The following is a 20,350-nucleotide window of genomic DNA, read 5'->3' as shown; positions in this document are numbered from 1 at the left end:
GCGGACAACGAGGATGCCCTAAGGTCCGATCGTCTGCCACAGCGGATCGCCGGGTCCGATGTCGTAGGTGCACTCGGCCGGCCGCGGGTCGGGTACGAATGCCCACAGCAGAGCTCCCGCTGTGCCCGCGGCACGTTGGCCGTCGATTTTGGTGGCGATACTCGTTGCGCGAGCGCCGATGTCGCCACACGAACCGGCGAGTTGGCCGATCTCCCCGACCAGGAGGGGTTTGCCCACCGCAGCGCTCTGAATGATCCGCCGCTGCAAACCGTTCCATTGATCTCCTGGCAGCGGCACGCCGTCGGATCCGTAGTCGTGGTACTGCAGCATATCGACGAACGACGACTGGGCGAGGTACTCGTACTCGTCACCCTGGCTTCCGCACTGCCCGCCGCCGGTGAGACCGGCGGTGATCAGGGTGTGGGAATCGACCGAGCGGAGTTGTTGCCCCGCGGTGTCGAAGAAGGACCGCAGAACTTCGGCGGCATCGGCGGTGCAGGTTCGGGTGGTCCAGGAGCACGCCGCGTCGGTGCACGAGCTGGTTTCCGGTTCACCGACCAATTCCCAGGCCGCCAGCGCGGGCGAATCCTTCCACCGGTTCACAGCGGTGAGCATCCACTGCTCGAAGCTCGTCACCGCATTCGTGTCGGCGACGGCAGGGGGCGTCGTCCATCCGTCGATGTACCACTGCCTGCCTTTGAAGACGTTTCCCTCACAGGCCCCGTCCTGTGGTGAGAGAACCGGGACGACGAGTTGTCCGTGTGCCTCGGCCGCCGCGAAGACCGCGTCCATCGGGCGAAAGTCGAGTGCGCCGGTGAATCGGTCGATCGCCAAAGATTGGAATGCATTGAATCGCGTCAGTGAATGCGGAGGCAGTGCGCCGAAGTAGCTGTCCAGGTCGACCATCGCTCCGCACCCTGCGTTGATCGACCAATCGGTCGCGAGCTGATAGGCATTGAACCCGGTCGGCCACCAGGGATTCCCGTCGAGTGCGAGACCGTCGGCGCTTGCGGTGACGCGGGCACCGGACTCGGGGGCCGCAGCCGCGTCGGGCACGCCGGTGCTCAGTGCGAAGGACAGCACCATTGCCGTGCCGAGTGCGCACCGCGAAAACATCGAAACGATCCGCATCGGCGTAATGCTAGACGCCCGTCGGTGAATTCCGAAGTCGTCGACACCGGCACAGCAGCCCCGGTGACGAATACGGCTTCCGTGGAATATCTCGGGTTGAATTCGTCCCTGTTCGACCTGCGAGGACGGCACCGCTGATACATCTCAATTATCCTGTCTCCCAGTCTGTTTCTCGAGGGAATTCGAGAGGCCCGAACATCGGCGTATTGTCCTCCGGGGCGTGCGAGATCGATAGTGCGCGATACCCTCATGGTCTTCCATTTCTTTCATCGAAGGCTGGACCAATTCTTATGCGAATCGTTCGCGTTGCCACCGCAGTAGTTCTCGCTGTAATTCCGATGCTTGTGTCGGTCACGGTGGCGTCGGCGCAACCGGCCGAGCAGGATGCCAACCGATTCAGCTTCGCCGAATTGGGCCTGGGTCGATCCACCACCGTCGATCCGACCGGAGTGCGCACTCGGCTGACAGTTCCGTCCCCCGCGGGCTCGGTTCCGTCGACCCTCACCGGTGTGCTGACCACACCGGCCTGGCTCGACCGTGGATGGGTCGACGTCGAATCGGACGGCCGACCGATCACCCGCATCACCCTCGACAACGCGGCACCGACGACCCCGGTGTCGATTCCTCTCGCCGCAGCACAGACGGTCGACGGGGTGATCGCACTCGACCTGATCCCATCGTTGATCCCCGACGATCGGTACTGCCCGGATCCGGATTCCGACGCGGTCCGTCTCCTCGATGCGTCCGTCGACTACACAGGACAATTCGCTGTGCCGGCCACCGTCGCGGAGTTCCTGCCGGTCCTGCTGCGCAAGCTCACGGTGTTCGTTCCGTCGGAGCCGGATCGCGAAACGATCACCGCAGCAACGATTGTGGCGACGTCTGTAGTCCACCGCTACGGATCGCAGCCGGTTCAGGTCGTCGTTCGGCCGGACAGCGAGCTGCAGGGAGCAGCCCCGGACGGTCCGCTCGAGAGGTCGGTCGTCCTGGCGAAGAACTCCGACGCCGGGGCCGAGCTGATCTATCCCCTCGAGCAGGCCCCGCCGCGCATGTACCTCACCGGTACCGGATCGGATCTGACCGATCAGGCCCGCCTGATCACCAGCGATCTTTCCGAGATTGCAGTTGCCACCTCTGCTTTGGCGGGACCGTCCGCTCCGAAAGCTCAGCTCGCACCCGAATCGATCACGCTCGACGATCTCGGGATCGGCACGGTGACCGGTTCGGGCGGTGCCACGGCGACGGCGTCGATCACGATCGATCAGACGCGGCTCGGCCGGTCCGCAGCAAACCTGTCCGTGCACCTGATCGGCAGCTACACGCCGGGCGCGGGCTCGGTGCGGGCCACGGTGAACGGGTCACCGCTCGCAGTGTGGGAGGCCGACGACACCGGTCGGCTCGACCGATGGATCGACATTCCGAATTCGGCACTGTCCCGCGTCGAGACGCTCGACATTTCCGTCGACCATCCACCGACCACGGGCAGCGGTGGTTGCTCCGCGGCCGCCGATACCAGTGTGACCGTGGACGGTTCGACTGTGGTGCGGTCGTCCGATTCCTCGACACCGGCTCCGCTGGGACTGCGATCGATGCCACAGGCGCTGATGCCGCAGTTCGAGATTGCGCTGGCCGACGAGTCCTACGCGGGAGTCGTCCGAGCGGTCACGATGGCAACCGGACTGCAGCGTCTGTCGAGTCTTCCACTCGTGCCGGAGGTCGTGTCGATGGATCAGGCGCTCGACGGTAGCGCCCCCGCGCTCGTGATCGCCCCGGCCTCGGATCTGCCGGACACGGTGACGCTGCCGCTGTCGTCCATCGACGAGACGACATTCCGGATCGCCGACCCGGACTCGGCCGGCGGTGCCACCGAATTGACGGTCGACACCGCTCAGCCCTTCGCGACGGTGCAGGTCACGTCAGTGCAGAACAACGCTGTACTCGTGGGATCCTGGAGCTCGGCACCGGACCGATTCGACGCCATGTTGTCCTGGCTCGACGGCGACCCGGCTCGGTGGTTCGCGCTCGACGGCGACATCGTGTTCGCCGCACAGAACACCGAACCGATCTCACTGTCCAGCGCGGCCCTGTCCGGTGCGGACGACACCGTGGCGGCGTCCGACGACACCCCCGACCGAGCGACGGTGCTCGTCGTGGGAATCGGTCTTGCGGTACTGACAGTCGCCGGCGTCGGCGCACTCGTGGTCGCGCTGCGAACGCGCCGGTCGACGACCGAGCCGAGCCGGCACAGCGACTCGACATGACGGTGGACACGGCACCGAACACCGGCGCGGAGCCGACGCCGAGTGCGCCGCCTCGGTGGCGAGCACGGCGTCCGCTCGACGTCCTGGTCGTGCGCTGGGTGGTTCTCCTCGCCTGTGTCGTTCTCGCATTCCTTCCCACCTGGGTGCGGCTGGCGCAGGAGGCGTCCGACGGTGCCATCACCGCGTACATCTTCGTGTTGCCACTCCTCGCTGTCGTTGCGGCGCAGGGGGTCGCGCGGCGTAGGGCCGACGAGCTGCCCATTCACGATCGTCAGACCGACAACATCGTCGGCGGGATCGGCTTGCTGGTGTCCATCGCCATCAAGGCGCTGTGGCTGCCGCGCTACGCCGACCAGTACGAGCTGGCGCACCTGGATGTTCTTGCGGCGCTGGCGTTCTTCTTCGGTGGCGCGATACTGATGTTCGGCCTGCGGCCGGTAGGTCGGTTCTGGTCCGTCTGGCTGTTGCTGCTCGCATTGAGTCCGTTGGGTTACCGATTGGTCGCCATCGGGTTGGGAGGGAGCCGTCTCGCATACGCGGCGGTGATGGTGCTCTTGGCAGGAATCGCCGGTGCCATCGCCGTCGGCCGAACCAGACGCCGCGGCTGGCTCGGGTTCGTGTGCACCACACTGTCCGGTTTCGCAGTTGCTGCACTGATGTTGGCACTGTGGCCGCAGATCGACATCGTCTGGCTGCAGCTCGTCCCGACCGTCGGCGCGGCAGCAGTCACCGGAGTCGCCTTCTATCTCGCTGCCCGTCGCGGCCGATTCGACGAGCGTCAGCCGCGCCGCCTCGCTGTCCCGACGGCGAAGTGGTCGCCGAGCTCGATCGTCGTCGCGATCGTGGCAGCGGCGGTCCTGGCTCTCGTTCCCCTACCGGACCGCACCCCCGTGGCGGCACCGCTGGGACCACCCGGGCCGGTGTCGACGCCTCTTGCGCCCCCGGTCGGATTCGGCCGGATCGATTTGCAGCAATTCGATTGGGTCCGTGCGTTCTTCGGTACCAGTGCCACTCTGACTCGGCAGACGATGCGCGCCGACGAAGGCAATTCCGCGTGGGACATGCGGTCGAGGCCACGGACCGTTGTGGTCGACGTACTGTCGACCACCAATCGGGCCAGTCTGGCCGTCTATCCGGAGAGCACCCTGTATCGATTGACCAACACGCGCACCAGCCAACCCCTGACCATCGATCTCGGACGCGGGGTGACGGGCGCGCTCTACACCTCGGTCAGCGACGCGTTGCTGCTCACCTGGACCAAGCTCGTGTTTCATTGGCAACGAGGCGACGTGTTCCAACGTGTAACCGTCATCAGCGTCGACAATCACGACCTCGATGCCGCGTTCCCGCAACCGATGCCGTCGATGGCATCGAACCTCGGTACGGCGATCGGCACTTTCCTGCGGGGCAACGCCATCTCCATCGACGACGATCCGGAATACAAGGACCGTGAGCTGTTGACGACCTTCGGTACCGGGCTCGTTCGCCAGCAATGGGCCCTGGCGAACGGTGCGCCGCGATGACCACGACTCCCATGGGGAAACGGCCGACTCCCCCGCGCGTCGGAACGGAAACCGAAGAGTTCCGAGCAACTGCGCTCGACGACGCGATCAACGGGCTGGCCGATCGAAATCCGTTGGCGTCCGCTGCAATTGCCTTCGTTCCCTGGCAGAAGTACACGGCGATCGGGGCGGCGCTGCTGCTCCTCGCCTGGGGAGTGTTCGCCCCGGTCGGGACGCTGCTCGCGGGCACGGTCGTCTGCACCATCGGGTATCTGCTGGCGATGATCGACCGCCTGCTGCTGTTCTCCCGTGGTCTGGACGCGTCGGCGATCGTCACGGTGACCGACGAGGAGGCCCGGGCCGTTCCCGATGATCGGTTGCCGTACTACACCATTCTGGTCCCGGCGTACGACGAGCCGGAGGTGGTGGGTGACCTCATCGCGGCAATGACCGGACTCGACTATCCAGCCGACAAGCTGCAGGTTCTTTTACTGCTCGAGGAAGACGACGAGGTGACCATCGAGGCGGCCGCGCGCAGCGGCGTCAGCGATCTGGTGGACGTGGTCCTGGTGCCCGCAGGCGATCCTCGCACCAAGCCGAAAGCGTGCAACTACGGATTGCATTTCGCCACCGGGACGATCGTGACGATCTTCGATGCCGAGGATCTGCCCGAGCGACTGCAACTGCGTCGCGTCGTCGCTGCTTTCGAGCGGCTGCCCGACACCGTGGCGTGTGTGCAGGCGAAGTTGGCGTTCCACAACGGTTCTCAGAATCTGTTGACCGGGTGGTTCACCGCGGATTATGCACTGTGGTTCGGGTACCTGCTGCCCGGTTTGATGGCCAGCACCTCGCCGATCCCTCTCGGCGGAACCTCCAATCACCTTCGACGCGATGTCATCGACGAAGTGGGAGCCTGGGACGGCTTCAACGTCACCGAGGACGCAGATCTCGGTGTGCGCATCGCGGCCTCGGGCTACTCGACGGCCGTGCTGGACTCCACCACTCTCGAAGAGGCCAACAGCGATCCGATCAACTGGGTCCGTCAGCGATCCCGTTGGTACAAGGGCTATCTGCAGACGTGGTTGGTGCACATGCGCAGACCGGTCGCGACGGTTCGTGCCCTCGGGCCGGTCGGCACCTACCGCTTCACATTGTTGCTCGCGGGAACACCGATCACGGCGTGCATCAACATGGTCTTCTGGTTCACCACGGCGGCATGGATTCTCGGCCAGCCGGCGTTGGTTGCCGAGCTCTTTCCGCCGTACATCTACTACTTCTCGTTGCTGTCTCTGGTAGTGGGCAACATCGCCACGGTGTACATGTATCTGATCGCGAGCCGAGAGAGCGACAACGCCTACCTGCTCGTTCCCAGCCTGACGATGCCCCTGTACTGGGTGATGATGAGCGTGGCCTCCATCAAGGGCTGTTGGCAGCTGGTTCGCAATCCGTCCTACTGGGAGAAGACGTTCCACGGCCTGTCCGGCCCCGCCGTCGAGCCGTCGGTCGGCGAAGAGAAGTCCACGTGAAACAGCGGACACCGTGGATCGTGTTCGGCAGCGCGCTCGCGGGTTACCTGGCGGTGGGCCTGACGCTGAGCATGCGATTCGGATTCCTGCTCGGTGACGCGCTGTCGCGTACCTCGGCGGCACAGGCGGTGTTGCTCAGCCGCGATCCGCACGTGTCGGCCATCGGCTTCATCTTCACGCCGTTGACGGCCCTGGCACAGTTGCCGATGGTCGCTTTCGCATCGTGGTGGCCGGCGATCACCCGGTGGAACATCTCGGGCATCGCGGTGTCGGCGGTGTTCATGGCCGGTGCGGTGGTGATGATCAACGGCATCTGCCGAGATCGCGGACTCCCCGGCCGATACAGCCCCCTGATCACCGTCGTCTTCGCGATCAACCCGATGATCGTCTTCTACGGAGCCAACGGCATGAGCGAGGCCGGCTTCCTGTTCTTCCTCTGCTGGGCCGTACGCCGATTGATTCGATGGGTGAACACCGACGACGTTCACGATCTCCTTCTGGCCGGCGTCGCACTGGCTCTCGCCTTCCTCGCCCGCTACGAGGGCGTCGTCCCGATAGCTCTGGCCGCAGTGCTGGTGGCGGTCGTCACGGCCCTGCGTCGGGGTCGGCCGCACTGGAAAAGCATGCGCCGCAGAGCCATTCTGGACGCGGTACTCGTCGCTGGGCCCGGCACGGCAGTGTTTCTGGTGTGGATCACCACGAGCTGGCTGATCACCGGTGAGGCGCTCGCCCAGCTGTCGTCGAGCTACGGAAACGCCGCGATTTTGACGCAGTCCGGTGGGTCCAGCGGCGACTTGATCGGCACCGGCCTGTTCTCGCTCGGTGCCGTCGTCGCGCTCGGACCGACGTTGTCGGTGACGCTACCGCTCGCCGTGGTGCTGGCGCTGCGTCGACGAGACCTCGAATTCGTGGTGGCACCATTGCTTTTCGGTGGGGTGCTCGGGTTCCAGGCCGCGAGCTACATCACCGGCTCGACTTTCGGATTTCTGAGATTCTTCATCTGTGCCATTCCGCTGGCGGCCGTCGTTGTGGTGCAACTGTTTCCGGCTGCCGGAGATCGGCCAACCCGGCGCGCAGGTGCGTACCGCAGGCACCGCCCCGTGCTCCCACCGCTGCGCCCTGCCGCCGCGGCGGCGGCAATGACGGTCTGCGCACTGGCTCTTCCGGTGACAGGGTGGGCGATGGTGCAGCCGTCGTTGTCCAGTCAGCAGTTCGCGCTCGGCAGTCTTCTCGACGAGGATCCTTCGGCCGACGACGCCGAGGCGATGGCGGCACGTCGAGTCATCGATTCCTTCTCCACCGAACGTCGACTGGCGTCCTACCTCGACGGCAAGGACCTCCCCGACGGGTCGATCCTCGTCGACACCGTCTACGGGTTCGCCATCGTGGCAGCATCGGAACACCCGAAGCAGTTCGTGGTTCCGTCCGATCTGGACTTCACCAAGATCCTCAACGACCCGGCTTCCGCCGGTGTTCAGTATCTGCTGACGGTGCCGAACGAGGGCCGCGGAGTGTCCGACGCGGTCAACCGGCGATATCCGACGGTCTACGACAACGGCGCCGATCTGTATCCACTCGTCCTGGAAGTGCCGAACGACGGTGCCGATCAGCCGGATTGGCGGCTGTACCGGGTACCGAGCTGACCGAGTCTCGCTACAGCACCTGCGAGAGGAAAGTCTTGAGTCGATCGGTGTGCGGATCGTCGAACAACTGCTCGGGCGTTCCGGTTTCGACGGCGCTGCCGTGATCCATGAACAGCACCCTGTTGGACACCGATCGTGCGAAGCCCATTTCGTGGGTCACCACCACCATGGTCATTCCGCCCTTCGCGAGGTCGGCCATCAGCGCCAGCACACCCTTGACCAACTCGGGGTCGAGGGCGGAGGTGGCCTCGTCGAAGAACATCACCTCGGGCTTCATGGCCAGTGCTCGCGCGATGGCGACGCGCTGCTGCTGGCCACCGGAGAGATTGCCCGGCCGCGAATCCGCCTTGTCGGTCAGTCCCACCAGCTCGAGCTGATCCATCGCGGCCGCGCGAGCCGCCTCCTTGGACAGGCCGAGCAGCTTGCGCGGGCCGAGAGCGATGTTGTCGGCAACGGTCTTGTGCGGAAACAGATTGAACTGCTGGAACACCATGCCGATGCGCTGACGCAACTCGTCGGGATTGTCCTTCAGCACCGACTTGCCGTCGAGCAGGATGTCGCCCTGTTCGGGCTCGTGCAGTCGATTGAGAGCACGCAGCAGCGTCGACTTGCCCGAGCCCGATGGGCCGATGACCGTGGTGGTCGTGCCGGCCGGGACGTCGATGCTCACCCCGCGTAGCACCTTGTTGGTACCGAAGGACAGGTGAATGTCCTTGCCTGCGAGCGAAACAGAAGTCATGTCAGCCTCTTTCCACGACGACGGCCTGCTCGACCGGGTCCAGCGTCTGCTCGGCCTTGCCGGTGCGCAGTCGCTTGTCGATGTAGTTCACGAGATGGGTGAGCGGCACGGTCAGCACCAGATAGAACAATCCGGCCGCGACGAGCGGGGACAGATTTCCGGTCTGTGCGTTGAGATCTCGGCCCACTGCGAACAGCTCGCGTTGGGTGGCGAGCAGCCCGAGGAAGTAGATCAGCGACGAGTCCTTGATGAGCGATATGAACTGGTTCATCAGCGCCGGCAGGACGCGCCTGACACCCTGCGGGACGACCACCAGGTTCATCGATCGACGACGGCTGAAGCCCAGTGCCCGTGCAGCTTCCATCTGTCCGGCTTCGACGCTCTGGATGCCGGATCGGAAGATCTCGCCGATGTACGCCGCGGCGAGCAGCGAGAGTGCCGCAGCGCCGAGCCAGTACGGATTGCCGCCGGTCACGCCCTGCACCACCGGTCCGATGCCCAGGCCGATGATCAGAATGATGACCACGGCGGGGAGGCCACGGAAGATGTCGGTGTAGACGCGGGCGGGCCAGCGCAGCCAGCGCGTGCGAGAGAGGCCGGCCAGAGCGAGCAGCATGCCCAGGACCGTACCGATGATGCCCGACGCCAACGCCAGGATCAGCGTGTTGGGCAGGCCCACCTTGAACAGGTCGGGGATTGCCGACTTGTACAGCGACCAGTCGAAGAACGTGTCGCCCAGCTGCGCCAGCGTGGACTTGGGTTGAACAGCAACGGCTTCGGGAGCATTCGCGTCGTTCTGTGCCGCGATGGCGGCGAAGTCGGGTAGCTCCGGCTGGGGGGCGGACTTGCTGCCGGGCTTGAAGCCGTCGGGCAGCTCGCGAGGAACCCAGTCGGAGTAGAGCGTGGCCCAGGTGCCGTCGGCGATCACTGCGTCGAGCCCGGAGTTCAGTGCGTCGATCAGCGGTTGATTGTCGCGAGCGACGGCCCAGCCGACGAAGTTGTTCAGCGAGAACGTGTTCTGCGTGATCGCGGTGCCGTCCTCGGGCTTGACCAAGCCCTCCGCCTGCTGGGACGGGGCCACCCAGGCGTCGATCTGCCCGGTGCGCAGGTTCGCGTAGGCGGTGTTGTAATCCGGGAACTTCACCGGATCGAGGCCGAGCGTGTTCACCACGTAGTCGTCCTGCACGGTGCCCTGCACCACGCCGATTCTGCTGCCCGCGTTCAGGTCCTCGAACCGGCTGATCGGGCCGCCGGTCTGAGCAACGAGCGAGAAGTAGCCGAAGTCGTACCCGTTGGTGAACCCGACGGTGTTGCGTCGCTCGTCCGTCGTCGTGATCGAGGACGACCCGACGTCGAAGCGGCGGCCTGCAACCTGGGCGAGCAGGCCCGAGAACTCGGTGCCCGAGAAGTTGATCTGCAGGCCGAGTTTCGCCGCGACGGCCTTCAGCAGTTCGTTGTCGTACCCGGTGTACTGGCCGGCCGAGTCCAGGCAGATGCTCGGCGGGGCGTCGGACAGGGTGCCGACGGTCAGCACTCCCGGCGTCGCCAATCCCAGGGCGTTCGTGTCGATGCGGTCCAGCGGAGTGACGTTCTCCGTCGTGTACCTGTCCTCCGTCGCGGCCGCTGCGGCAGCGTCGAAGTTCGTCGGCGTGGACGACGCACTGGCCACTCCGGGAGGGGCGCACAGGTCGGTCGGACCTGCCGCCGTCCGATCATCGGAGCTCGACGTTCCACACGCGGCGAGCGTGAGGGCCATCAACAGTCCGAGAACGAGAACCACGAGCGCGCGTGAAGCGCGTACGGCAACCATGTACAAAACCCTAAGCGGACCAGGGCCCACTCACCCAAACGGCCGACGCGCAAGGGTTTCGATCAACGAACTGCCGTGACGTGTCTCTACTTGTGCGAGTCCCGCCACGCGATGGCCTGGCCCAGTTCGGTGAGGTCGTATTCAGGTCCGTTGACGCCGACGGTGAATAGGGTGGCTCCGGCGTCGACGAAGTCCTGGGCTGTGTCCGCGCCGGGCCACGAGACCGATCGAGTGATGCCGGAGACGTCACGCCCGACGGTGGTGCCGTGCTCGGCGAGGATCTCGGACTTGCGCTTCAGTGCCTCGAGGTCGGCAAAACTGTGCCAGATGTGCGCGTACTCGGCGACCATCTTCAGGGTCTTCTTCTCTCCACCACCGCCGATGAGAATCGGGATGTCGCGGGTGGGGGCCGGGTTGCCGACGTCGAGGCGGTGGCGGATTCTGGCCAGGCTCTCTTTCAGCAATGCCAGACGCGAACCGGCCGTGCCGAATTCGTACCCGAAGTTGTCGTAGTCCTTCTCGTTCCACCCAGCGCCGATGCCGAGGATCAGCCTGCCGCCGCTGATGTGGTCGACGGTGCGTGCCATGTCGGCCAACAGGTCCGGATTGCGGTAACCGCCGCCGGTGACGAGTGCACCGATCTCGACGTTCGACGTCTGCTCGGCCCAGGCACCGAGCATCGTCCAGCACTCGAAATGCGCACCGTCGAGGTCGCCGTACAGCGGATAGAAGTGATCCCAGTTGAAGACGATGTCGACGCCCGCGTCCTCCGAGCGCAACACCGCGTCGCGGATCAACTGGTAGTCGGGAGCGTGCTGGGGCTGAAGCTGAACACCGATCTTGACGGTCATGTACGTCTCCTCGTCGTGTGGGCTGCGTCTCCCATGATGCACCCGAATGGCATCAGCCGATGCGGACGCCGCTCTCGGCCATCATCGCGCGCAGGACGAACCCGGCCTCGGAGCCGACGATCTCGCCGACGAGGGTGATGTAGCGGTCCACGAATGCGCCGCCGTGCTGCTGCTCGTCCTCGTCGGCGAAGTGGTGCGCGAGCTCGTGCAACACCACCAGCTCCCGCAGCGCCCAGGCCCTGTTGCCCCGATGCAGGGGCACGGCGATGGTGGCGGTGTCCGATTCGTAGTGCGCTGCAGCCGAACCCGAACGGGCCCGGACGGTGACCACGCGACCGGCGTCGGGCCACGTCGCTGCGACCCAATCGAGCGCCAGCACCGCATCGACGTACGCCTGCACCGAGTCGATGGAGGCGAACTTGCGCTCGATCGGCAGCGTGATCTGCGAACCCATGACCTGCACCATGCGCAGGCCCCGCTCCTCGGCGCGATCGAACATGGTGCGGACCAGTTGTTCTGCGTCGTAGACGGCCGCTCGTTGCGAGTCCCTCGCCCTGCTCATCCGATCAGCCTAGGTGGTGTGAACCGCAATTTCGTCGGGGTGATGCCGCATCAACTGATTCGGCTCGGAGGTGGCATCGGTTCTGTATCCGCCACGTCCAGCGTCCATCGACGCTCGGCACCTCCTGCTCCACTTCACGGTGTCGGACGTGGGAACCGAGGTACCCGAAGGCGACGTGGAGCAAGGGTTGCAGTTGTTGAAATCGAGCACGTCGAAGTAATACCGAGCTGACGCGCCGGAACCGGCTGCGTCACTCCGCGGTCGTCGAGCCGTGTTTTCGACCGCCGCCGGCGCTACCGCCGCTACGTGGTTCGCTCGAGATGCCATGTCTTGGCGACGATCCTGAATCTTCCGTCGTCGAGGACGAACGAGAGGTGATCGACGAATATCTGGTCGAGAATCCGCAGGCGAACATGCACGGTCGCACAGCTCGCGGACAACCAGTGCACAGCGACCACATTGTCGTCGCGTTGCTGGCCGGCGGCAGCGGGTGATGGCCTCGAGACCACCTCCTGGCGCCAGATGGGGTACGGATCGACCCGAACGTAGCCATCGTCGACATCGAACAGCGATGCGGTCGGGTGGAAGACCGCATCGAGCAAGTCACCGTCGCACCCGTGCAGCGCGCGGAAGTAGATGTCTACAGCGGTCGATAGTCGTTCGTCGGAAGTCATGCGTCCAGTGTGCTTCCGACGCGCCGCGGGTAGTAAGTGGCAATCGCGCCGTAGATCGGGCATTCTCTGCCAACATGGAGTTCGCATCGGGCACTGTCGTGGCCCATGTGCAGGGACCGGTCGCCGCCTTCGAGTTGGGCGTCCTGGCCGAGGTGTTCGGTCTGGACAGGCGAGCAGAGGGACTTCCGAACCATTCGTTCGTGGTGACGGCGGAAAGGCCTGGTCTGATTGCGACCACCACCGGGTTCGCGGTCGAAGCCACTGCTGGACTCGAACAGTTCGCGACCGCCGACCTGATCGCCGTCCCATCCTGGCCCCGGACGCTCGAGCCCTCGCCGGAGCTGGCAACGGCATTGCGGGACGTGGTCGCGAGGGGAGGCACTGTGCTGTCGGTGTGCTCGGGGGCGTTTCTCCTCGCGGCCGCCGGTCTGCTGAACGGTCGGCGGGCAGCAACCCACTGGCGGTACGCCGCCGAACTGGCCGAGCGGTATCCGGACGTCACCGTCGACGCCTCGGTGCTCTACGTCGTCGACGGCCCGGTCGTCACCAGCGCGGGCACTGCGGCGGGAATCGACGCCTGCCTGCATCTGGTCCGCAGCGCCTATGGATCCGACGTCGCGAACCGAATCGCCAGAGCTATGGTCGTGGCACCGCACCGCGAAGGCGGTCAGGCTCAGTTCGCCGAGGCGCCGGTGGGCGAGGCCCTCGACACAGAGCTGGGACCGGTGCTCGATCGCGCGATGAACAGCCTGAGCGAGGATTTGACCGTAGGCAGGCTTGCGTCCTGGGCGCACCTCAGCGCGCGCACCTTCGTCCGCCGATTTGCCGCGACCACGGGCACCAGCCCCGGAAAATGGGTTCTGGCACAACGGCTTCTGTACGCCGAACAACTCTTGGAAACGACCGACCTGACGATTCCAGAGGTGGCGTCACGCAGCGGAATCGGGTCGGCAGACAATCTGCGCCACCAGATGAATCGACATCGCGGCATCAGCCCGTCGAGCTATCGCGCTCAGTTCGGAGTGACCTGACCGCTGGTAATCCCTCGACGAGTCACCGGCTCGCGTTACTCAGCGGACGGTTTGTGTATGACCCCGGAGTCCCCTACAGTCGTCTATCGACAACGATTGTCGAATTCGTTCCCAGTTTCTATCGTTCAGGAGAACCCGTGCTCGCCGTCGATGATCTCTGCATCGACGCCGGACGCTCGCGCATCGTCCGGCACGTGTCCTTCGAGATACCTGCGGGTCGACGCCTCGGCCTTCTCGGTGCGTCGGGATCGGGAAAGTCGATGATCGCCGCCGCCCTCGTCGGAGCGCTGCCGCCGGGGATCAGCTGCACCGGACGCATCGCCGTCGACGGCCACGATGTCGCCGGAGTTCCGACGCCCCGCCGTCCGCGCACCGCCCGCCCGGCGATGGTTTTCCAGGATTCGGCCACTGCGCTGAACCCGATGGTCACCGTCGGCAGGCAACTCCGCACGCCCGACGCCTCCGCGCTGCTCGAGCGTGTGGGTCTGCGCGACACCGAACGCATATTGGCCTCGCACCCGCTGGAGCTGTCCGGTGGTCAGCGTCAACGCGTCTGTATCGCAGTCGCATTGGCGCGCGAGAGCCCGCTGGTGATCGCGGACGAACCTACGACGGCCCTCGATGTACTCAGTCAGGCGCGGGTGCTCGACGCTCTCCGTGAGGTGGCCTCGCTGCTGCTGATCACGCACGACATCGCCGTCGCCGCGCAGCTGTGCGACCATCTGATGGTTCTCGACTCGGGGCGCATCGTCGAATCCGGTTCCACGGCAGTGATTCTCGACACTCCCGAGTCCGATCTCGTGGTGCGCATGCTCGATCGAGCTCGCACCGCCGACCCATTTCGTCAGCTGGTAGCGCGATGACCGCGGGCTTGGTGGCCACGGACATCACGCGCACCTACGTTCGGCACGGCTCGTCTCGCACCGCGCTGGACGCTGTCACGCTCACGCTGCCACCGGCCGGTCGCATCGCCCTGGTGGGCGAATCCGGTTCGGGGAAGACCACTGTGCTGCGCATACTGCTGGCGCTGGACTCCCCCGATGCGGGAACCGTAGAAGTGGAGGGGCGCACAGTCCGTCCGGGTTCCGCGCGATCGCTGCGGTGGTTTCGCAGACTCGTGCAGTACGTTCCTCAGGATCCCGCGAACAGCCTCGACCCACGCCGCAGTGTCCTGGATCTGGTGGCGACGCCGCTGCGACTTCTCGGCGTCGACGGCGATCATCGAGCCAAAGCAGGTGCCGCACTCGCTGCCGTCGGGCTGGACGAGCGCTACCTGCAGCGCCGACCCACGGAACTGTCCGGTGGCCAGAATCAACGCGTCGCCATTGCGCGTGCAGTGGCATGCGAACCGCAGTACCTGCTGGCGGACGAGCCGGTCAGCGGACTTGACCCTGATCTTCGCGAGCAGGTCCTCGCAGTCCTGGCCGGACTACCGAGCGCATTGCTGATCGTGAGCCACGACCTGTCCGCGGTCGCTCGACTCTGCAGCGAGGTATCGGTGATGCACGACGGCCGGATCGTCGAAACCGGCAGCGTACGAGACATTCTCACCGACCCGCAGCACTCCTACACCCGAGACCTGATCGACGCCGTACCCCGGCTTGCACGACCATCACAGGAGATCCATTGACCACCAACATGTTCCGCATCAGCACCCTGGCAGTGGTAGGCGCCCTCACGCTCGCGGGCTGCTTTTCCTCGGGCGCTTCCGACGACACCACAGATCGGGCCCGCGTTGCGATGCTGCAACCGCCACGCTCGGGGCTTTCGCAGTTCAGCGACGATGCCTTCAAGCTCTCGCGCTGGTCCACCGCCGAAACCCTCGTCACCCTCGACGATCTCGGTGACGCTCAGCCCGGTTTGGCCACCGCCTGGAACCGCGTCGACGAGCGCACCTGGAGTTTCGACCTCCGACCCGACGTGAGGTTCCACAACGGTGCGCCGCTCGATTCCGCCGCCGTCGTCACCGCACTGACTGCTGCCACTACCGCCGCGCCGAAGCCGCGCATCCTCGACGGAGTCGAGCTGACGGTGACCGCCACCGACGAAGACACGGTGGAGGTGGCCACCGAGGACGTCGATCCACTGGTGCCGCAACGACTCTCGAGCCCGCAGCTCGCCATCCTGGCATCCGCGGCCTACTCCGCAGGCGGCAGTGACCCCGTCGGGACCGGCACCGGACCGTTCGTGTTGACCGGAGTCGACGGCACGTCCAGTGCGACGCTGGACCGCAACGACGACTACTGGGGTGAGCCCGCGAAGCTCGCCGGAATCGACGTCGACTTCGTGCCCGACGGTACGTCCCGCGCAGCAGCGCTTCGCAACGGCACCGCCGATGTGGTGGAGGCGATTCCGGTGTCGCAGGCCGCCAACATCGACCCGTCGCTGGTGCACGAGGTTCCGATGCCGCGTACCAACACCCTGTACCTGAACACGTCGTCCGGCGTGTTCGCGGATCCGGCAATGCGTGCCGCCGCACGAGAGTCGGTAGACAAGGATCGCCTGGTCGAGCAGGTCTACGAGGACCGCGCAGACGCCGCGAACGGATTGCTCGGCCCCGCGCTGCCGTGGGCGGCGGACCGTCCCGCGCGCACCGAGACACCGGCCGGCGATGCCACCGGTAAGAAGATCACTCTCGCCACCTTCACCGACCGCGCCGAACTTCCCGAGGTCGCCGTGCTGCTGCAGCAGGAACTCGAGGCGAAGGGCTTCGTGGTCGAGCAGGTGGTGCGCGAATACCAGTTCATCGAAACCGACGCGCTCAGTGGCGCATTCGATGCCTTCATCCTCTCCCGCGCCACCGTGCTCGATTCCGGAGACCCCGTGGCATACATGTACTCCGACTTCGCCTGCGAGGGATCGTTCAACATCTCCCAATTCTGCGACCCGCAGGTCGACGCGGCGTTGGCAGACGCCTCGGCCACCGAACCAGGAGACGACCGCCGCGCCGCGATCCTGGACGCCGAGAAGTTGATCCTGGAGAAGGATGCGGCCGTGCCCATGCTGCACGAACGCGTCATCCAGGGCGAATCCGAAGGTGTGACCGGTGTCGCCCGCGATCCCAGGGAACGCACGCTCATCACCAACCAGACCGCCTTCGAGTAAGCAGTGAGAACCACCGCCTCGCGTCTGGTTGCAGTCGCCGGTGTCGTCCTTCTCGTCGGGATGCTGCCGTGGCTGTCGAATCGCGATCCGGCACTGAGCATTCTGCGGGCCCGCTCGGCCGAGCAGGAAGCAACCCCCGAGGCCCTCGCAGCCATTCGCCGCGACCTCGGCCTCGATGCCGGACCGCTGCGGATGTTCTGGGACTGGTTCACCGGCATCGCGTCGGGCAATCCCGGAACATCCTGGAACACAGGTGAACCGGTGCTGCCAGGAGCCCTCGATGCGCTGCTGGTGTCGCTGACGCTGATGGGTTTCGCGATGGTCGTCGCGATCGCCGCCGCCGCCCTCGTGGTCGTCCCCAGCGTCCGGGCCGGACTCCGGGGCACCCCGAGACGTACCGGGGGCGGCGTCGCCGCGGCGCTCACGTCGATGCCGGAGTTTCTGCTCGCGTCGGTACTCGTCGTTCTCGGTGCCGTGTGGTTGTCGTTCCCGGCCTACGGCTGGAACGGTCCCGAATACGCGGTGCTGCCTGCACTGGCGCTCGGGTTACCTGCGGGCGGGCTGATCGGACGACTGCTCGCCGACGCGATCGCCGTCACCTTCACCGAGGGCTGGGTCATCACGTGGACGGTCGCAGGCTTCTCGCGGCCCCAGATCGCCGGTGCGGTTCTGCGACGCGCCCTCCCCGGCCTCGCATCGCAGATCGGTCTGATCATGGTCGCGATGACCGGCGGCGCGGTGGCCGTCGAAAAAGTCTTCGCCATACCGGGATTGGGCCGCACCACCCTCGGCGACGCGCAGTCGCAGGATCTTCCCGCCCTGCAGATCGACATCATCCTTCTCCTGGCCGTCAGCGCGGTTCTCGGTATCGCGGCCGAACTGGCCCGACGGCTGCTGCTCGGCAGCGCACTGCACGAGAAGGCGATGCCCATCCCCTCCGGCATTTTCCACCCGTCACCGCGGCGCTGGGTGGTGCCGATCGCTGCGGCGTCGGTCCTACTGGTCATGGTCCTTGCCGGACTCCCGCGAGACGGCCAGGCGACGACGCGGGAGAAGTTCGCGGCCCCGTCACCGGCCTACCCCTTCGGTACGGACGCCTCGGGTCGAGACCTGTTGGCCCGCGTCGCCGACGGCGCACTGCGCTCCATCGGTCTCTCGCTTGCCGTGACGCTCGCAGCCCTGGTGGTCGGCGTGCTGCTGGGACTGATTCCGCGGGCCTCCCGTGGGCTGGTCGAGGTCACCAATGCGGCGCCGCCCGTCGTCACCGGCATTCTGATCGCAGCGATCTGGGGTCCGAGTGCAGGCGGGGCGGCCGTCGCCGTTCTCATCGTCACGTGGGCTCCGCTCGCCGCGCACACGGCCGCCCTCGTCGAGGAGACCCGCGCTCGGCCGTACATCTCCATCCTGCCGACACTCGGGGCAGGAAATGCGCGAATCCTGTTCGGGTCCGTCGTGCCCAGCGTCGTTCCGGCAGTGCTGCGGCACGCCATGATTCGGCTCCCCGGCGTCGCTCTCGCGCTCGCGGCCCTCGGATTCCTCGGCCTCGGTCCGCAACCCCCCACTGCGGATTGGGGATTGATCCTGTCTGACGGGGTCGCCGCCGTCGAGCGGGCACCGTGGGTCACCGCTGCTCCGCTCGCGTCCTTGATCGCACTCGCCGTTCTCGCAGTCTCGCTCGCCGGTGCCACCTCGGGGCGCGTGCGGAAGACCGGTAGCGTCATCGAGAAAGTCGACGCAGGAGGGCGCAGTACGTGAGCACGAGGACCGACGGATCGCCGACGCGGTGGCGGTGGTCATTTCTGGTCGATCTGCGGCGAGCGACCCCCACCGTCCGCCTGCTCGTCCTCACCCAAATGACCTTCAACATCGGCTTTTTCATGGTGTTGCCGTATCTGTCGGTGCACCTGACGAGTGATCTCGGGCTCGGGCCGCTCTCGTCGGCGTGGTCCTCGGAATCAGAACCTTCTCGCAGCAGGGACTGTTCTTCGTCGGTGGCACCCTCGCCGATCGGTGGGGCATCAAGCCGGTCGTTCTCTTCGGCTGTGTGTTGCGCGTGTTGGGATTCGTGGGTCTGGCCTTCGCCGATTCGCTTGCGGCCGTGCTGATTGCCACGGTAATGGTCGGTTTTGCAGCCGCATTGTTCTCTCCTGCAGTCGAATCAGCAGTTGCGATCGAGGCGGGCAAGAGTGAGCGCGACGGTGGTGCGACGCGGGTGGAGACGTTCGCGTTGCTCTCGGTGTGCAGTCAGATCGGCTCGTTCACCGGCCCGCTCGTCGGATCGGTGTTGCTGCTCGTCGACTTCCGCATCGCCTGTCTCGTGGCGGCCGCCATATTCGTTCTGGTCATCGCCGCTCACATCAGGTGGTTGCCGCGCGAACGCGGTGAGCATCGCGACGACCCATGGCTCTCGGGCTGGACCGACGTGGTGCGCAACCGGACCTTCGTGCTGTTCGCGGTGGCGATGAGCGCACAGTTGGTGGCCTACAACCAGCTGTATCTGCTACTGCCGCTCGAGGTCGAACGCGCGTGGGGCTCACAGACGGTGCTGGGCTGGTTCTTCGCGATCTCGGCGGTACTCGTGGTATCGACGCAACTGCCGATCACTCGACGCGTCGCGGGGATATCGCCTCGTGTCACGCTGCCCGTCGGGTTCGCCGTCATGGCAGCATCTTTCGTCTTGGTCGCGGTATTCAGTCCCTTGGAGTTGGAAGGTCTGCTCGGGCTGATCCCGGCTGCGCTCTTCGTGCTGCTACTCGCCCTGGGGCAGATGATCGCCATGCCCCAGGCTCGGGATCTGGTGCCGCGCATGGCCGCCGAACGCCGACTCGGTTCGTACTACGGCTTCATGGCCTCGCTCGGGGGCATCGGAGTGCTCATCGGATCAATTGCACTCGGTGTGGTGATCGACGCCTCCCCCGACACCGGCTGGGGCGCAGCGATCCCGTGGCTGGTCGCGGCTCTGTTCCCCATCGCCAGTGTCATCGGACTGCGCGTGGTGCTAGCGCGCCTCGACTGACAGCCCCCTTCCCGGCCCCCGCCCCCAATCCCCGCCGCCCCCAATCCCCCGCCCCCATTTCCCGCAAACGCGCGCGCGTTTGCCATACGCGAGCAGATTCGCTTCCGATTCGACGCGAATCTGCGCGCACCTGGCGAATGCGCGCGCGTTTGCGAAACCTCGGCTACACCCGAATCCGCAGCACCGCGATTCTCCCGTCCTGGAAGCTCGAACCAGTACGACAGGTTCACCGGACTCCCCGGGAAGTCGCCCGAAATCTGTGCGGTGGCGGTGCTGCCTGCACCGGATTCGACGACGGAGAGTACGTCGTAGTGCACCTGTGGCAACTCGGTTCGCCAGCGTCGGATCTCGTCGATGCCGCGATACTCGTGTCCCTCGTCCTCCACCACGGCGTCGGGGGCGAACAGGTCGAAGTAGGGCTCCGAGTCGGCCAGTGTGGCGAGCTCGAAGTAGCGGTCGATGGTCTGCGATTCGGTGATGAACCCAGCGTCACCCCTCC

The 20,350-nt window shown here is 65.8% G+C and carries 16 protein-coding genes and 1 pseudogene; 10 read left to right on the top strand and 7 right to left on the bottom strand.

Annotated features, from left to right (window positions below):
• Nucleotides 1–18: 18 nt before the first annotated feature.
• Entirely contained in the window at nt 19–1,086 is a 1,068-nt protein-coding gene (locus AYK61_RS16555) for a beta-mannosidase (RefSeq protein ID WP_121871597.1), read from the bottom strand.
• A 335-nt stretch (nt 1,087–1,421) separates the two neighbouring features.
• On the opposite strand from AYK61_RS16555, the gene AYK61_RS16550 reads away from it, so the two are divergent.
• From AYK61_RS16550 to AYK61_RS16535, 4 genes are read left to right on the top strand one after another with little or no spacing between them, the layout of a single operon-like run.
• Nucleotides 1,422–3,392: a hypothetical protein gene (locus AYK61_RS16550; protein WP_121871596.1), complete on the top strand. Its 1,971-nt coding sequence runs from the start codon at nt 1,422–1,424 to the stop codon at nt 3,390–3,392.
• On the top strand, nt 3,389–4,915 hold the full coding sequence (locus tag AYK61_RS16545) for a hypothetical protein (protein ID WP_121871595.1): 1,527 nt from the start codon (nt 3,389–3,391) through the stop codon (nt 4,913–4,915). Before AYK61_RS16550 ends, AYK61_RS16545 begins: the two co-directional genes overlap by 4 nt.
• Nucleotides 4,912–6,420 carry a glycosyltransferase gene (locus AYK61_RS16540; RefSeq protein ID WP_121872817.1) on the top strand — a complete coding sequence of 503 codons (1,509 nt, stop codon included), beginning with the start codon at nt 4,912–4,914 and terminating at the stop codon, nt 6,418–6,420. Before AYK61_RS16545 ends, AYK61_RS16540 begins: the two co-directional genes overlap by 4 nt.
• Nucleotides 6,417–8,063 (top strand): glycosyltransferase family 39 protein, encoded by a 1,647-nt coding sequence (locus AYK61_RS16535; protein ID WP_121871594.1) that lies wholly within the window; start codon nt 6,417–6,419, stop codon nt 8,061–8,063. The genes AYK61_RS16540 and AYK61_RS16535 overlap by 4 nt, the downstream gene beginning before the upstream one ends.
• 10 nt (nt 8,064–8,073) lie before the next feature.
• Here the strand turns inward: AYK61_RS16535 and AYK61_RS16530 are convergent, their stop codons facing one another.
• The 5 genes from AYK61_RS16530 to AYK61_RS16510 all read right to left on the bottom strand — a co-directional run bounded on the left by AYK61_RS16530 (nt 8,074) and on the right by AYK61_RS16510 (nt 12,699).
• A complete protein-coding gene (locus tag AYK61_RS16530) occupies nt 8,074–8,802 on the bottom strand; it encodes an amino acid ABC transporter ATP-binding protein (protein ID WP_121871593.1) in 729 nt (242 codons plus the stop codon).
• A gap of 1 nt (nt 8,803) precedes the next feature.
• Nucleotides 8,804–10,612: an ABC transporter substrate-binding protein/permease gene (locus tag AYK61_RS16525; RefSeq protein ID WP_121871592.1), complete on the bottom strand. Its 1,809-nt coding sequence runs from the start codon at nt 10,610–10,612 to the stop codon at nt 8,804–8,806.
• 86 nt (nt 10,613–10,698) lie between these two features.
• Nucleotides 10,699–11,463 carry an LLM class F420-dependent oxidoreductase gene (locus AYK61_RS16520; protein ID WP_121871591.1) on the bottom strand — a complete coding sequence of 255 codons (765 nt, stop codon included), beginning with the start codon at nt 11,461–11,463 and terminating at the stop codon, nt 10,699–10,701.
• A 52-nt stretch (nt 11,464–11,515) separates the two neighbouring features.
• The gene (locus AYK61_RS16515) at nt 11,516–12,025 is read right to left on the bottom strand and encodes a TIGR04338 family metallohydrolase (RefSeq protein ID WP_121871590.1); all 510 of its coding nucleotides are present in this window, start codon (nt 12,023–12,025) and stop codon (nt 11,516–11,518) included.
• Between the two features lie 302 nt (nt 12,026–12,327).
• Nucleotides 12,328–12,699, bottom strand: a complete 372-nt coding sequence (locus AYK61_RS16510) for a nuclear transport factor 2 family protein (RefSeq protein WP_121871589.1) — start codon at nt 12,697–12,699, stop codon at nt 12,328–12,330.
• A 74-nt stretch (nt 12,700–12,773) separates the two neighbouring features.
• Between AYK61_RS16510 and AYK61_RS16505 the strand changes: the two genes are divergently transcribed.
• The 6 genes from AYK61_RS16505 (at nt 12,774) to AYK61_RS16480 (ending at nt 19,851) form a co-directional block, all read left to right on the top strand.
• A complete protein-coding gene (locus AYK61_RS16505) occupies nt 12,774–13,730 on the top strand; it encodes a helix-turn-helix domain-containing protein (protein ID WP_121871588.1) in 957 nt (318 codons plus the stop codon).
• A 137-nt stretch (nt 13,731–13,867) separates the two neighbouring features.
• Nucleotides 13,868–14,593: an ATP-binding cassette domain-containing protein gene (locus tag AYK61_RS16500; RefSeq protein WP_183130316.1), complete on the top strand. Its 726-nt coding sequence runs from the start codon at nt 13,868–13,870 to the stop codon at nt 14,591–14,593.
• Nucleotides 14,590–15,360: an ABC transporter ATP-binding protein gene (locus AYK61_RS16495; protein ID WP_121871586.1), complete on the top strand. Its 771-nt coding sequence runs from the start codon at nt 14,590–14,592 to the stop codon at nt 15,358–15,360. The genes AYK61_RS16500 and AYK61_RS16495 overlap by 4 nt, the downstream gene beginning before the upstream one ends.
• Complete coding sequence (locus AYK61_RS16490; RefSeq protein WP_237669606.1) at nt 15,357–16,835, top strand: ABC transporter substrate-binding protein; 1,479 nt, start codon at nt 15,357–15,359, stop codon at nt 16,833–16,835. Before AYK61_RS16495 ends, AYK61_RS16490 begins: the two co-directional genes overlap by 4 nt.
• Nucleotides 16,836–16,838: 3 nt before the next feature.
• Nucleotides 16,839–18,590 carry an ABC transporter permease subunit gene (locus AYK61_RS16485; protein WP_220709124.1) on the top strand — a complete coding sequence of 584 codons (1,752 nt, stop codon included), beginning with the start codon at nt 16,839–16,841 and terminating at the stop codon, nt 18,588–18,590.
• Nucleotides 18,591–18,777: 187 nt separating this feature from the next.
• Nucleotides 18,778–19,851 carry an MFS transporter gene (locus AYK61_RS16480; RefSeq protein WP_259468095.1) on the top strand — a complete coding sequence of 358 codons (1,074 nt, stop codon included), beginning with the start codon at nt 18,778–18,780 and terminating at the stop codon, nt 19,849–19,851.
• Between the two features lie 284 nt (nt 19,852–20,135).
• On the opposite strand, the pseudogene AYK61_RS27950 reads toward AYK61_RS16480, so the two are convergent.
• A pseudogene (locus tag AYK61_RS27950) lies at nt 20,136–20,258 on the bottom strand (nuclear transport factor 2 family protein); the annotation flags it as partial.
• Between the last annotated feature and the right edge of the window lie 92 nt (nt 20,259–20,350).

This window comes from Rhodococcus sp. SBT000017 (assembly GCF_003688915.1).
Taxonomy (GTDB): domain Bacteria; phylum Actinomycetota; class Actinomycetes; order Mycobacteriales; family Mycobacteriaceae; genus Rhodococcoides.
The sequence above is the reverse complement of the archived record's forward strand: the minus strand, read 5'-3'. Positions and strand labels throughout refer to the sequence as shown.

Excerpts from the sequence above, each read along its gene's own strand:
- AYK61_RS16555 (WP_121871597.1), bottom strand. The coding sequence starts at position 1,086 with ATGGTGCTGTCCTTCGCACTGAGCACCGGCGTGCCCGACGCGGCTGCG.
- AYK61_RS16550 (WP_121871596.1), top strand. The coding sequence starts at position 1,422 with ATGCGAATCGTTCGCGTTGCCACCGCAGTAGTTCTCGCTGTAATTCCG.
- AYK61_RS16545 (WP_121871595.1), top strand. The coding sequence starts at position 3,389 with ATGACGGTGGACACGGCACCGAACACCGGCGCGGAGCCGACGCCGAGT.
- AYK61_RS16540 (WP_121872817.1), top strand. The coding sequence starts at position 4,912 with ATGACCACGACTCCCATGGGGAAACGGCCGACTCCCCCGCGCGTCGGA.
- AYK61_RS16530 (WP_121871593.1), bottom strand. The coding sequence starts at position 8,802 with ATGACTTCTGTTTCGCTCGCAGGCAAGGACATTCACCTGTCCTTCGGT.
- AYK61_RS16525 (WP_121871592.1), bottom strand. The coding sequence starts at position 10,612 with ATGGTTGCCGTACGCGCTTCACGCGCGCTCGTGGTTCTCGTTCTCGGA.
- AYK61_RS16520 (WP_121871591.1), bottom strand. The coding sequence starts at position 11,463 with ATGACCGTCAAGATCGGTGTTCAGCTTCAGCCCCAGCACGCTCCCGAC.
- AYK61_RS16515 (WP_121871590.1), bottom strand. The coding sequence starts at position 12,025 with ATGAGCAGGGCGAGGGACTCGCAACGAGCGGCCGTCTACGACGCAGAA.
- AYK61_RS16510 (WP_121871589.1), bottom strand. The coding sequence starts at position 12,699 with ATGACTTCCGACGAACGACTATCGACCGCTGTAGACATCTACTTCCGC.
- AYK61_RS16505 (WP_121871588.1), top strand. The coding sequence starts at position 12,774 with ATGGAGTTCGCATCGGGCACTGTCGTGGCCCATGTGCAGGGACCGGTC.
- AYK61_RS16495 (WP_121871586.1), top strand. The coding sequence starts at position 14,590 with ATGACCGCGGGCTTGGTGGCCACGGACATCACGCGCACCTACGTTCGG.